Below are 13,786 nucleotides of genomic sequence, written 5' to 3' on the forward strand. Positions count from 1 at the left end.
ATTTGAAATCGACCTCGACGGGTACCAAACTTGAAGTCATTGCCGCTGCACCAGTTGTACAAAGCTTGTATTCTGAAAGACCTGCCATTTAAAACTACCCGGCAATTGGAGCCGCTGGCCGAGATCGTCGGCCAAAACCGAGCGGAAGAAGCCGTTCGCTTTGCGTTAGCCATGCCTCACGGTGGGTACAACGTGTACGCGGTTGGCCGAAACGGTTTGGGTAAGCGCACGATGATGCTGCGCTACCTGGAGCACCACACCGATTCAAAGCAGCAGATCCACGACTGGTGCTATGTCGCCAATTTCGATGAACCCAGAAATCCAAAGCTGCTGAAGTTACCTGCGGGCATGGGGCATCAACTGAAACAGGACATGGACAAATTGATGTCCCGTTTGGTCAAAATGATCCCCCAGACGTTCGAGGGGGACGGTTTTCTGGAAAGAGCTGAAAGCCTGAAAAACGACTACGTCAAAATGCAGGAAGACGAGTTGGAGAAGGTGGCTGCACAAGCTCGGCGCAAAAAGGTTAGCCTGACCGTAACGACACCGGGTGGATACCGGTTGGTTGCCATGAACGGAGATCAGCCCCATACGCCGGAAAGCTTTAAAGATTTAACGGATGCTCAGCGGGACAAATTTGAAGAAGTCATTAACAAGCTGGAGAAGAAGCTCCGGCAAGCACTTCGAAAATTGGCCGACTGGGAAATGGAGTACGCTGAAAAACAGCAGGCTTTAAATCAGGAAACGCTTGAAGGTATCTCCGGGCATCAGTTAGATGAATTGGAAGCCAAGTATGAAAAGTATTCGGATGTGGTCGCATACCTGAAAGCCGTACGCAAAGACCTGGCTGAAAATCTCGATATTTTTCTGGAAGACGGCGAAGAGCAGGCGGCAATGGCCTATGCTTCGTTGGATAGAAAGGCGCCCCGTCGTTACCTGATTAACTTGCTGGTTCATCAAACCAACAACGAAGTCCCAGTGGTGGTAGAAGAGAATCCGACCTATCACAGCCTGTTCGGTTACGTAGAGAACGTAACTTACAAGGGTACCGTGTTCACGGATTTCTCGTTGATTAGGCCGGGCAGCCTGCACCGTGCCAACGGTGGGTACCTGCTGATGGACGCCGAAAAGGTGCTGGAGCAACCATTTGTTTGGGATGCTTTGAAGCGAGCGCTTCGGTCTCATACCATTGAAATTAATTCCCTCGAGCGGGAGTTAACCCTATCTGGCACTATCTCTGTTGAGCCGGAGGCGGTTCCTCTGGACGTAAAAATTGTTCTATTCGGGGATCGGGAAACTTGGATGCTGCTTCAGGAATACGATCCTGAGTTTGCAGAGCTGTTCCGGGTGACAGCAGACTTTGAAAACGAAATGCATCGCACCATCGACAGTCAGGTGCAGTACGCCAAGTTTATTGCCAGCCTGGCGGTAGAGAAAAAACTGTTGCACTGCAACACGAAAGCGGTGGCCCGAATCATAGAGTACAGTGCGCGCAGAGCAGAACATCAAGACCGCCTGTCCTTACACGCCGCTGATATTGCCAACCTTCTCAGAGAGTCCGATTTCTGGGCGCGACAGGCGGGCGCTCGGTTGATTAGCGACGTACACGTGACCCGGGCGCTCGAAAGTGCTCGTTATCGAGATAGCCGAATTCGTGATCATTTTTACGATTCCATTCGGGACGGGACAACGCTGGTGAGCACCACCGGTACCTGTGTAGGGCAGGTGAACGCTTTGTCCGTGTTATCGACGGGCGGCTTCGAATTCGGATTATCCAACCGGGTTACCGCTTCTTGCTACTATGGTGACGGTGAAATCATCGACATCGAGCGTGATGTGAAGTTGGGTGGAAACATCCATTCCAAGGGGGTGATGATCCTCAGTTCATGGCTGGCCTCGCATTTTGCCATGAACGATCCGATGCACTTGTCTGCCAGTCTGACCTTCGAGCAGAACTATGGAGAGGTGGATGGTGACAGTGCTTCGTTGGCTGAGCTGGTTGCGTTGATCTCCGCTTTGTCGGAGGTGCCTGTACGTCAGGATTTGGCGATTACGGGTTCGGTCAACCAGTTTGGAGAGGTTCAGCCCATTGGTGGTGTGAACGAAAAAATCGAAGGTTTCTTTACTACTTGTGAGCTGAAAAGTGGCCTAACCGGTACCCAGGGAGTGATTATCCCCCACACCAACGTACAGAACCTGATGTTGGATAGTGAAGTGCTTCAAGCCGCTAAGGCTGGTAAGTTTTCAGTGCACCCGGTTGCCCGCGTAGAAGAGGCGATTACACTGTTGTTGGGCAAGCCGGCAGGTAAAGCCGATAGCAAAGGCAGGTACCCTAAGCAGAGCGTTTTTGGCATTATCCAGCAACGATTAGAAAAAATGCGTGAACATGAACGCCAGGAGCACGCTCGGGACGATCAAAAAGATCCTTCCATTCACTGAGTGGCCCTATAAAAAAACGGACAGGAGAGTGAACTTTCATGACTGATACCCCGCAGACTGTGTACGTAGTAGAGGACGATGAAGCCGTCCGTGATTCGTTGGCATTGTTGCTTAAATCCGACAGCAAGCCGGTGAAAACCTACGAAAATGCAGGCGCTTTCCTGAAAGATTATTCAGAAGAGATGGCAGGCTGCATTGTGCTGGATATCCGGATGCCCGGTATGGATGGCATGGAGTTGCAGAAAAAGCTCAACGAAAAGCACTCCATCTTGCCGATCATCTTCGTGACAGGGCATGGTGATGTACCTATGGCGGTTGATGCCATGAAAGAAGGTGCAGTGGACTTCATTCAGAAGCCCTATCGGGAAGAGGCGCTTCTGGAAAAGATCGAAGCGGCCCTTGAACAGGATCGGGAGCAGCGCAAGACCTTGGGTGAGCGTCTCGAGATCGTTCGCCGAGTGAAAAGCCTGACTCCGAGAGAAACCGAAATCATGGACCGGATGATTGCCGGCCAGGCAAACAAAGTCATCGCCATTGAACTGGAAATCAGCCAGCGCACCGTTGAAATTCATCGTTCGCGGGTCATGCACAAGATGGGAACGCATTCCCTCGCACACCTTGTGCGCATGGTGCTGTCCGTAAAGGACCTTATCGACTGATCGGGCTGGTATGGTCATCATGCCAGAATCTTTATAACCGATTAGGTTGACTATGACTGCAATTGCCAGTGAAAACTCAGAGGTGACGGTTCTGTTGGTGGATGATAATCCGCAGAACCTGAAGGTTCTTTACGAGACCCTGAAAGACAAAGGGTATCGATTGCTGATTGCCAATGAAGGCGCGAAAGCCTTGGATCTCGCACACCGTCACCGCCCTGAAGTTATTCTGCTGGATATTATGATGCCGGAAATGGATGGCTACGAGGTGTGTAAGCGCCTTAAGGACGATCCGGTCACCTCCGACTGCGCCGTGGTTTTTCTGTCAGCCCTAGATGACCTGTCTTCCAAAGTGAAAGGGTTTTCGCTGGGCGGTGCCGATTATATTTCCAAGCCGTTCCAGTCGCAGGAAGTGATTGCGCGCGTGGACACCCACGCCAAAGTCATTCGGCTTGAGAGAGAGCTTCAGGCCCGCAATCGTGAGCTGGTCAGCGACCAGGCCCGTATCCTTAATTCCATCAGCGAAGGTATTTACGGGCTGGATGAGAATGGCGTCATCGAGTTTGCGAATCAGGCTGCTGCGCTGATCGTGAACTGTCCTGTGGAAGATCTCATCGGGAAAAACTTCTTTGACCTGCATTTTGCCACCGCGTCCGACAGTGATATATGCCTGCCTGTGATGGGTACCTGTCGCCAGGGCGTGGCAGAGCATCAGCGCAATATCCAGTTGCAACGGGTTGATGGCGGCGCTTTCCCTGCAGAGTATCGGGCAACCCCTAAACTGGACAATGACGAGTTGCATGGGGCGGTAGTGGTGTTCCGTGATATTACCGTCGAACTCAACAACGAGCGCGCTTTGGAAGAAGCGCGCGCTCTTGTTCAAGAGCAAAGGGATCAGCTGGCCCACACCTCGCGTTTGACCACCATGGGTGAAATGGCGGCGGGGTTTGCGCACGAGGTTAATCAGCCTTTGACGGCCATTTCGAATTACGCGCGGGTTTCAGGACGAGTGATGGCTAAGGAGAACCCGGATCTCTCCTTGCTGAACGAAACCATGGGGAAGATTGAGGCGCAGTCCCACCGGGCCAGCGAGATCATCCGTCGCATTCGCCGGTTTATGAAAAAACCGGCGACCGGAAAAGAAAAGCTGGCGGTGCCCACGCTGCTTGAAGATACCCGCCAGTTTGCGGAAGTGGATATGCGCAACAACGAAGGCGGAATTGAGGTGGTTGTCGAGGATGACTTGCCGGATGTGGTTGCGGACCCGGTGCAGGTGCAGCAGGTGGCCCTGAACTTCATTCGAAATGCTCTGGAGGCGACTCGAGCCGCCGGCTCCTCAGCGCCCGTCGAGGTCACGGCTCGTCGCTGTGGCGAGAAATGCGTACGCGTGCAGGTTCGGGACCACGGCGTGGGTGTTGCTGAAGAGGCGGAAGATAAGCTGTTTCACCCTTTCTTCACCACGAAAGAGGACGGTATGGGTATCGGTTTGGCAACCTGCCGCTCGTTGATACAGGCGCAGGGCGGGGAGATAGGCTACGAGCGACCTGATGGAGTAGGAGCCTGCTTTTACTTCACGCTTCCCGTCGCAGGCGCGGGTGACGATGCTTGCACTGCCGAGTAAAAAAAAGACTGCCTGATTGGTCAGGCAGTCTTTTTGTTCTTCTGGCTCCCTCAGAGCCAGTCTACACGGCCGCTCAGATGCGGTGCCGTGCCTTTTGAGTTCAGAACCTGATAGTCCCAGCCATCGTGGCCTTCCTGCCAGTTAAGTTGTGCCGTTCCTGGAAGCAGTAGCGGGGTTTTAAACTGGCACGTGATGGTGAAGGCGCCTTCCTTCCAATCGTCTCTCTGTTCCAGCTGCGCAAGTGCATGTGCCTTGCTCCACATCCCGTGTGCGATCGCTCTGGGGAATCCGAAGGCTTTTGCGGTCAATGCGTAAAGATGAATCGGGTTTTGGTCGCCAGCAACCTTTGCGTACTGTCTGCCGATATTTTCCGGGGCGGTCATCAGTTCGGTAAACGGCAAGGTTTCCGGCTTTTTGCGTGTTGATTCCGGTTTGGATTCAGTAGTTTTAGGGCGTGCCATGCGGAAGAGGTTAGTGCTGGTTTCTTCCCAGATGAGAGCGCCGGCAGAGCGGGCTTCGGTCACCAAATCAAACTCAATGCCTTTGTCCGTTCGCTGTTGGTTTCCCAGTGTTACGCGAATATCCAGATTTTCGCCGGTCATAATGGGGCGATATTGAGTGATGCTGTTGCGAATGTGTACCAGCCCAAGCAAGGGCAGGGGAAACTTGGGGTCGGTCAGTAGCTTCAAATGCAGAGGAAAGGCCAGAATGTGGGGCCAGGTGGCCGGCAATTGAGACCCCGCCTTGAAGCCGCATACTTTGCGGTAGTTGGGCAACGAATCGGTGTCGGTGGCAATACCGACGACTTCAGCCTGAAGTTTTGGGATGTGTGTGTTTTCGCTCGGTTTCTGCTGTTTAGGAAGGAGCGCCCGGCCAAAAAGTGGAAGCAGATTAGGGGTCTTGTTGCGGTAAATAGTCGATTCTGGCATTGAGACTTTCTCCGTTGCCGGGTTGTCGTCGTAGTGTGAATGACAGTTAGTTGCATTGTTTAGGTTATTTTTGTGATTTAGTTCAACTAACCTTCTATGGCCTGATATGATATTAGCCATTGGCCTAAGTCGCGGCTGCGAGGAAGTCTGTCAAACCCCATGACAACGGGCATTGACCAGGCATGCTTGGGGCTTTGTCCAGTGGGCCAAGGATATCGCTGTTAACTATAAAAACGCGGGATACAAGGGAAACTATGCAGGAATTACGTGATGCGGGTGTGATGTTGCGCTTGATCTACGAAGCGATGAAAAGGAAAGGTATCGATACCGACGCGGTTTTTAGTCGATTGGGCGTAGATGAAAGTTATGTATACACCGAACAGCTTCGAACACCCCACAGTGCGCAGCTGTATTTCTGGCAGGCGGTCGAAGATGAATCGGAAGATCCGGACATCGGATTGCATTTAGGGGCCGCATTGCCACCCTACAAAGGGCAGGTTCTTGAGTATTTGTTTTTAAGTAGTCCTACCTTTGGCGAAGGCCTTCGCCGAGCTCAAAACTATCAGCGCTTACTTAGCGACGCGGCAAACACCGCCTTTCTGATCGAAGGGAACGAAGCCTGCATGGTGTTGGATGCGGCCTCAGAAGAAGTGCGCCGGCTGAAACATTTCAATGAATGCTTTGTGCAGGGGCTGGTTACCTTTTTCAAGTCAATCACTGGCGACCGCTTTCATCCGTCCCGCATTGAGTTTGAGCACGATCGCGATCGCGGCATTGAACATGTAAAAGAAGTTCTGGGCTGTGACGTGGTGTTTGGTGCTGAGGAAAACCGACTGTATTTTCCGGTTGAAGTGCTGTCGTATGCGTCGCCACATGCAGAGCCCGAGTTGTTGGCGTTGCATGAGCGCTTTGCCAGCGAGCAGGTTGCGCGACTCGAAAAGAAGGATATCGTTGGCGCTGTGGAGCGTATCGTGGCTGAGTTGCTCGACAGTGGTGAAGTAACGCTGGATTCCGTCGCTGAGCGGTTGGATATCAAGCCTCGCACGCTTCGTACCCGCTTGACCGAGGCTGAAACCAGCTTTAATCAGGTGCTGGCGGATTTCCGTTACCGGCTTGCCAGGCAGTTACTGGCAACAACGGACGAGTCAATCGACGAGATCGTTTATCTGACCGGATTTTCCGAGCCGAGCACGTTTTACCGGGCGTTCAAGCGCTGGTCCAACATGACGCCGATCGAGTATCGCAAGACGGCTCAAAGCAAAGATGTCACAGAAGTGACTGCTTAATGATCAATTTAGAGAAAAATGAAAAAAGTTTCGAGAAAGCGTTGACATAGCGGTCGGGGTCTATATAATTCCGCCTCGTTGTCAGCAAGCAATCACCGCTTGCAAAGACAGCCCGCGCGGAGCGGTAGTTCAGTTGGTTAGAATACCGGCCTGTCACGCCGGGGGTCGCGGGTTCGAGTCCCGTCCGCTCCGCCATTTTTCTTCTCTTCTCGTTTTTTCTGATTCAAGTTCCCTGACGTATCGCTTTCCGGCTTTCGCCCGGACTGATTCCGTACCAGCGTTGATAGGCTTTGTGGAATGCTGGCGGGTTGGCAAAGCCCAGTAGCCATGCAATTTCAGAAAGCGACGCATTGGTTTCCCGGATATAGTCCTGCGCCAGTTGTTTCCTTGTTTTATCCAGCAGTTGCCTGAACCCGGTTCCTTCTGAGCTTAGCTGCCGTTGCAGTGTCCAGGGCGTAGTGCCCAGTTTGGCTGCTAATGTCTCCAAGGTAGGGGTCTCCCCTCTGAGCAGCGGCGTTAATAGCCGCTGTACGCGGTCGGCCACACTCCAGCCTTGTCGTATCTCCCTGAGTTCGTCCTCGCACCACTGGGTCAGCTTGTTGTGCATTGCTGGATGGGCTTGTGCGGGGGGGTGGTGCCACACACTTTCTTTCAGCTGAATCGAGTTTTCCGTGGCGCTAAATTCGACCGGGCAGCGGAACCAGCTTTCAAACAATTCGTCCTGACCGATCGATGGATATTCGATGCGAACTCTTTCGAGGACATCGTAGCGACCGGTCATGTGGCGGGCGAGTTGTACCCAAGCGGCCAGAATCGAATCGACAACAAAATAGTTGTATTGATTGTAGGGGGCGATGGAATGAAAGCGCGCAAGCCGACCGGTTTTATCAAGCGACGGCTCGCCTCGGGAGTTCTCGCTGGTAAGTAGTGAGTACCGGATAAGCGTTGACAATGCCTGGCCCACTGAGTGGGCTGTTTCAGCGGCGAGCCCGGCCAGTCCGGTGTCTGCAGGGCGGGTCAAGGCGCCCATTCTTAACCCGAGTGCGCGATTGCCTGTCAGGGAGATTCCGGCATGCCCCAGTCTCATGTAACGCGGGATGCTGATTCGAGAGTCCGGTGAGGCAAGCGCCGAATCGCTCAGGTGAAATTGAGTTTTGAGTTTTTCGGTTGCGCCACCTTCCGCTTCAATGGCCCGTAGCATTACCGATACGTAGAGAAGGCTGATGTCGCCTAAGGCGTTTGTGGCTTTGGGGCGTGTTTGTAGGGTCATGGCTTTATTATTGATGTTATCTAAAGATAGTCAAATGTAGTTTCAGGATATTGTTGGTGGGCGGTCGGCTGGGTAATGTAATCGCCATAACATAAGCGGGGAGACTTCCCCGGCCTGATAAGACATATGATGAGGAGCACATCGATGACCAAAAGCCCTGGTGCCAGCAAATACCCGCATCTTCTGGAGCCTCTGGATCTTGGTTTTACCACCTTGCGCAATCGGGCCTTGATGGGTTCGATGCACACCGGGCTGGAGGAGTCGCAAGAAGGCATCGAGCGCCTTGCGACATTCTACGCCGAGCGAGCGCGCGGCGGGGTCGGGCTTATCGTTACTGGCGGTATCGGGCCGAACGCTGAAGGCGCGGTATTCCAGCACGCCGCGAAAATGACGAATGAGGAAGAGTCTGATTCACATAAGGTGATTACTCAGGCTGTCCATGAGGCCGATGGCAAGATCTGCATGCAGATTCTTCATGCCGGCCGCTATGCCTACTCTCCGGCTCTGGTAGCGCCCTCTGCCATTCAAGCCCCTATTAACCCGTTCAAGCCCAAAGAGCTTGATGAAGAGGGCATCCAGGGGCAAATCGAAGATTATGTAAACTGTGCGGCCTTGGCCCAGCGTGCCGGATATGACGGCGTCGAGATCATGGGTTCAGAAGGCTACTTCATCAACCAGTTCATTGTGTCGCATACCAACCACCGCACCGATCGTTGGGGTGGCAGTTATGAGAATCGCATTCGTCTACCAATCGAGATTGTGCGCCGCGTTCGTGAGCGGGTGGGTGAGAACTTTATTATTATCTATCGTCTGTCGATGCTTGATCTGATTGAAGATGGCAGCACCTGGGAAGAAGTGGTTCATCTTGCTAAAGAAATCGAAAAAGCGGGCGCGACCATCATCAATACGGGTATTGGCTGGCACGAAGCGCGTGTTCCAACCATTGCCACATCCGTTCCGCGAGCGGCCTTCACCAAGGTGACGGCACGCATGAAGAAAGAAGTGAGCATTCCGCTGGTAACCACCAACCGCATCAATATGCCAGACGTGGCCGAGAAGGTTCTGGCGGAAGGAGATGCCGATATGGTTTCTATGGCCCGTCCATTTTTGGCGGATGCCGAGTTGGTGCTCAAGGCGGCCGAAGACCGTGCGGAAGAGATCAACACCTGCATCGGCTGTAACCAGGCCTGTTTGGATCACACCTTCAGCGGCAAGGAGACATCCTGCCTGGTTAACCCGAGAGCCTGTAACGAAACCAAATTGGTTTACGTGCAAACCATGAAGCCTAAATCGATAGCTGTTGTCGGTGCGGGGCCTGCGGGGCTTGCTTTTGCCACCGTAGCGGCGGAGCGTGGCCACAAGGTGACCCTGTTTGATGATGCCAGCGAGATCGGCGGTCAGTTCAACGTGGCTAAGCTTATACCGGGCAAGGAAGAATTCTACGAAACGTTGCGCTATTTCCGTGTCATGCTCGATAAGCACGGAGTCGATGTACGCCTGAATACCCGTGTTTCTGAAGCAGATTTGAAAGCGGGCGGATTTGATGAGGTGGTTCTGGCGACCGGTGTTAAGCCACGTACACCTGACATCGAAGGTATCGACCACCCGAAAGTGATCGGTTACCTGGATGCCATTCTGAAGCGTAAGCCTGTCGGTCAGAAGGTTGCCGTCATCGGTGCCGGTGGCATTGGCTTCGACGTATCCGAGTTTATTGTCCACGAAGGCGAGTCGCCGTCCTTGAATACCGAGCACTTTATGAAAGAGTGGGGCGTGGATCTGACCGTTGAGCACCGCGGAGGTATTAAAGGTGTACAGGCTGAAGTTCCGGCACCGGCCCGTGAGGTTTACCTCCTGCAGCGGAAAGTCTCCAAGGTTGGAAAGAACCTCGGCAAGACCACCGGCTGGATTCATCGCACGTCCCTGAAAAACCGGAATGTCCAGATGATACCAGGGGTGAGCTATCGCAAGATCGATGACGAAGGACTGCACATTACTGTGACCCCGAAGGGTGCCGAGAAAGGTGAAGATAAGGTGTTGCCGGTGGATACGGTGATTATCTGCGCCGGCCAGGACCCACTGCGCGAGTTGCAGGCCGGGTTGGAAGCTGCTGGATTGCCGGTGCATCTGATCGGTGGTGCGGATGTGGCTGCAGAACTGGATGCCAAGCGAGCGATCGATCAGGGTAGCCGGTTGGCCGCTGAAATCTGATCACAAAACGTTGCAGTTTTTCTCTGTGTTTCGGGATAGGTCTAGCTAGACTGTACTAAAGACCGCTCAATTTGGAGTCTTGGCGCCTACTAAGGCGCCTTGTAATCGAGTTCCCGAAGCACGGAGAAGGTTAATGGTTATTGCCAGCCAAGCTGCCGAGTCCCTCTCGGCAGTTTTTTTCATGGATGGAGTAGACGTTGCACGTCAAATGCGTTTGTCGGAGTTCGGCGCGTTTCTGGATGGTTATGTAGGTCTGTCGGATCTCGCTGAAACTGACGTGCGCGCGGTATTGGTCAATCTGAACCCGGACCTGACGGTTGCGGCTCTTGTGTTCTTCAAAATTTGGTTTGATGAAGAAGGGCAGGCCGATAGACGATGGAATCTGCCCATTGAGGCGCTGGCAGAACAAGGATCGAAAGGGCCGGATCTAGGTGGTGGTGCGATCCGTTTGGTGTGCCGAAGCCAGACTCCTGATACCACCATTAAAGACTTCCTCTGGGACCCGGATATGACGCCGGGTAACAGTCATTTTCACGCCATTCGTAAATCGGTTCAGGCTAATACGCTGCGGTTTCAAAAAGTTGAAAGCGTCGAGCAACACATTCCGATTCTGAACACCCCCGCTGAAGATCAAGGTGACGAGTCTCAAGAGCGGGCCCGCATTGCTCAATTGCTTCGCGAGCATCGATTGCGTATCAAAACCCTTCAAAGTGTGCACCGGGAGGTCTTGGGTGATTTACAGCGAGAGCATCGACTTGAAATGCAGGCGCTCCGGTCGGAGTTTGCGGAGCTCGAGCAACAACACGAGCGCATGCGGCATACCAACGAGCAGCTGAAGCAACGGTTGGCAGAGCGCAATGAGCAGTATTTGTCTATGCAGCAAAGCATGGCGGCAACAGAATCCGAATCTAACGATAAAGCCAGTGCGGAGCAGGTATTGCTGCGGGAACAACTGGAGCGCAAAGAGCGCGAGTTGCAGCTCCGCGATGAGGCCATTGATGCTCTGGAGCAGGAGAACGACGAGCTTAAAAACCGAAAGCCGTTAGAGGATTCGTTGCTTGAAAAGCTCCATGACCATTCGGTATTCCTGGTGGCCTATCATCACGGGGTGGGGCATATCACTTTGCCAACGGCCGATATTGGTGAGTATTTCAAGAATCCGTTGGCGTACGCCGCTGCGCGTTGTGGTATGAATGAGTCAGCCTATAAAGAATGGTTGGAACACTATGAGAGCCCGGTGTGTGTCAGCACGAATGAAGCAGGAAAGCGCTGCAGCCAGCCTATTGTGAGAGTCACCCAGCCGGCTGAATTCAAGGCGGGAATCGACGATCGTTGCGACGCCCATAAGCACTGACATCGAACTTTTTTTAGTATCTGCGCCAGTTTCGTTAAACTGTCCCTAACGACGTTAAAGTTCAGGGCAGCAAGTCGCTGCACCTGTCTCATATAGGCACCACGGGATACTTCATGGATCAATTCAGGAATATCGGCATCATCGGTCGCATGGGCAGCGTGAAAGTGGTTGAGTCGCTGCGTCAGCTCAAGCAATACCTGACCGCCAATAACTATCAGGTCATTATCGAAGAAGATACGGCCACCATGATTCCGGGCCACAGTCTTCAGGTTGCCAGCAAGAAATTGTTGGGAGAAATCTGTGATCTTGTCATCGTGGTCGGTGGTGACGGCAGCTTGTTAGGTGCGGCCCGGGAGTTGGCGAAATCTAAAGTGCCTATTCTCGGTGTGAATCGAGGCCGTTTGGGATTTCTCACCGATATTTCCCCGGTGGATCTCGAAGAACGTCTGGCCCAGGTTCTGGCGGGCGACTACATGGAAGAATCGCGTTTCCTGCTGGATGGTTACGTGGAACGAAACGGCCAGCCGCTGGGATTTGGGTCAGCACTGAACGATGTGGTGCTCCATCCCGGTAAATCGACCCGGATGATCGGTTTTGATTTGTATATTGACGGCCATTTTGTCTATAGCCAGCGTTCTGACGGGCTGATCGTTGCAACGCCAACGGGGTCCACGGCGTACTCTTTGTCTGCAGGCGGCCCGATCATGCACCCCAAGCTGGATGCTGTTGTATTGGTTCCCATGTTTCCCCATACCTTGAGCAGCCGCCCGATCGTCGTCGATGGCAAGAGCGAGATTAAACTGGTGATCGGTGAAACTAATGAAACCTATCCGCAAGTCAGTTTTGATGGCCAGATGAACATTGCGTGTGCCCCCGGCGATATTATTCGAATCACCAAAAAGCCATTCAAGATCCGTCTTATTCACCCGACCGATCACAATTTCTACGCCACCTGCCGTGACAAGTTGGGGTGGGCAAGCGAGATAGCAGCGAGTTGATCATGGTGAGAGCAAACAAAGTAGCAAGTCGTGGTTACGACATCATTGGTGATGTGCACGGGTGCGCAAACACGCTTGAGCAATTGCTGGAGCAAATGGGGTATCGCAAACAGAATGGCGTATACCAGCACCCGCGCCGGCAGGCGATTTTCATCGGTGACATCATTGACCGTGGCCCTAGAATTCGCGAATCGCTGCATTTGGTTCGGGATATGGTCGAGCGAGGCTCGGCCCGTATCGTTATGGGAAATCACGAGTACAATGCGCTGGGTTATTGCACACGCGCCCGTCCGGGTAGCGGTAAGCAATTCCTGCGTGAACACAACCCTCGCCATGACCGCTTGATCAAAGAAACGCTTGAGCAGTTTGATGCTTATCCACATGAGTGGAATGAGTTTCTGGAGTGGTTTTACACCATTCCACTGTTTATCGAGGAGGAGGGCTTTCGTGCCGTTCACGCCTGCTGGGACCAATCGTTGATAGACCAGTTCCGCGAGAATCAGGGGGGTGCGTGTATTGATGAGGATTTCCTGCATGCGTCGGCTGCGATTGAGTCGTTTGCTGGCCAAGTTATGGACACGTTGCTGCGCGGAACCGATCTTCGCCTGCCGGAAGGTGTGAAAATAACGGGACGGGATGGATATACGCGAGAGTTTTTCCGTACTAAATTCTGGGCTGACAATCCCCGAACCTACGCAGATGTTGTGTTTCAGCCAGACCCCCTGCCACCGGAAGTTGCAGCAATGGAACTGAGGCCAGAGGAACGGGCCCAGTTGATTACCTATCCCGCAGATGCTCCCCCGGTTTTCGTTGGTCATTACTGGATGGACAGTGAACCCGCGCCCCTGAAACACAATGTGGCCTGTATTGATTACAGTGCTGTGAAGTACGGCAGGATGGTGGCATACCGAATGGACGATGAAAAAGTCTTGTCTAAAGATAAGTTTGTTTGGGTGGACGTCAGTCGTCCGGATGAAACGGATTACCCCATCAGCGAAGACAGTGTCGCGCGTTAATCCTCAGAG

10 protein-coding genes and 1 tRNA gene are annotated in these 13,786 nt (G+C 53.1%); 9 read left to right on the top strand and 2 right to left on the bottom strand.

Annotated features, from left to right (window positions below; translation table 11 throughout):
• Nucleotides 1-30: 30 nt before the first annotated feature.
• The 3 genes from DOQ08_RS01795 to DOQ08_RS01805 are packed head-to-tail and all read left to right on the top strand — an operon-like array spanning nucleotide 31 to nucleotide 4,716.
• Nucleotides 31-2,439, top strand: coding sequence for a Lon protease family protein (locus DOQ08_RS01795; protein WP_114333193.1), 2,409 nt, complete (start codon nucleotides 31-33; stop codon nucleotides 2,437-2,439).
• A 38-nt stretch (nucleotides 2,440-2,477) separates the two neighbouring features.
• Complete coding sequence (fixJ, locus tag DOQ08_RS01800; RefSeq protein WP_114333194.1) at nucleotides 2,478-3,098, top strand: response regulator FixJ; 621 nt, start codon at nucleotides 2,478-2,480, stop codon at nucleotides 3,096-3,098.
• Between the two features lie 52 nt (nucleotides 3,099-3,150).
• Nucleotides 3,151-4,716: an ATP-binding response regulator gene (locus DOQ08_RS01805; RefSeq protein WP_114333195.1), complete on the top strand. Its 1,566-nt coding sequence runs from the start codon at nucleotides 3,151-3,153 to the stop codon at nucleotides 4,714-4,716.
• A gap of 50 nt (nucleotides 4,717-4,766) precedes the next feature.
• Here DOQ08_RS01805 and DOQ08_RS01810 read toward each other — a convergent pair whose 3' ends face one another.
• Nucleotides 4,767-5,645, bottom strand: coding sequence for a MaoC/PaaZ C-terminal domain-containing protein (locus DOQ08_RS01810; RefSeq protein WP_114333196.1), 879 nt, complete (start codon nucleotides 5,643-5,645; stop codon nucleotides 4,767-4,769).
• A 254-nt stretch (nucleotides 5,646-5,899) separates the two neighbouring features.
• Between DOQ08_RS01810 and DOQ08_RS01815 the strand changes: the two genes are divergently transcribed.
• On the top strand, nucleotides 5,900-6,931 hold the full coding sequence (locus DOQ08_RS01815; protein ID WP_114333197.1) for an AraC family transcriptional regulator: 1,032 nt from the start codon (nucleotides 5,900-5,902) through the stop codon (nucleotides 6,929-6,931).
• Nucleotides 6,932-7,049: 118 nt separating this feature from the next.
• Nucleotides 7,050-7,126 (top strand) — tRNA-Asp (locus tag DOQ08_RS01820).
• 28 nt (nucleotides 7,127-7,154) lie between these two features.
• Here the strand turns inward: DOQ08_RS01820 and DOQ08_RS01825 are convergent.
• Nucleotides 7,155-8,201: an AraC family transcriptional regulator gene (locus tag DOQ08_RS01825; RefSeq protein ID WP_114333198.1), complete on the bottom strand. Its 1,047-nt coding sequence runs from the start codon at nucleotides 8,199-8,201 to the stop codon at nucleotides 7,155-7,157.
• 144 nt (nucleotides 8,202-8,345) lie between these two features.
• On the opposite strand from DOQ08_RS01825, the gene DOQ08_RS01830 reads away from it, so the two are divergent.
• The 4 genes from DOQ08_RS01830 (at nucleotide 8,346) to DOQ08_RS01845 (ending at nucleotide 13,777) form a co-directional block, all read left to right on the top strand.
• Nucleotides 8,346-10,409, top strand: a complete 2,064-nt coding sequence (locus DOQ08_RS01830) for an NADPH-dependent 2,4-dienoyl-CoA reductase (RefSeq protein ID WP_114333199.1) — start codon at nucleotides 8,346-8,348, stop codon at nucleotides 10,407-10,409.
• A gap of 133 nt (nucleotides 10,410-10,542) precedes the next feature.
• Nucleotides 10,543-11,763, top strand: coding sequence for a DNA repair protein (locus DOQ08_RS01835; protein ID WP_114333200.1), 1,221 nt, complete (start codon nucleotides 10,543-10,545; stop codon nucleotides 11,761-11,763).
• Nucleotides 11,764-11,876: 113 nt separating this feature from the next.
• Nucleotides 11,877-12,761, top strand: a complete 885-nt coding sequence (locus DOQ08_RS01840; RefSeq protein ID WP_114333201.1) for an NAD(+) kinase — start codon at nucleotides 11,877-11,879, stop codon at nucleotides 12,759-12,761.
• A 2-nt stretch (nucleotides 12,762-12,763) separates the two neighbouring features.
• Nucleotides 12,764-13,777, top strand: a complete 1,014-nt coding sequence (locus DOQ08_RS01845; protein WP_114333202.1) for a metallophosphoesterase — start codon at nucleotides 12,764-12,766, stop codon at nucleotides 13,775-13,777.
• Nucleotides 13,778-13,786 lie beyond the last annotated feature (9 nt).

The organism is Marinobacter litoralis (genome assembly GCF_003336705.1).
In the GTDB taxonomy this organism is placed as follows: Bacteria; Pseudomonadota; Gammaproteobacteria; order Pseudomonadales; family Oleiphilaceae; genus Marinobacter; species Marinobacter litoralis.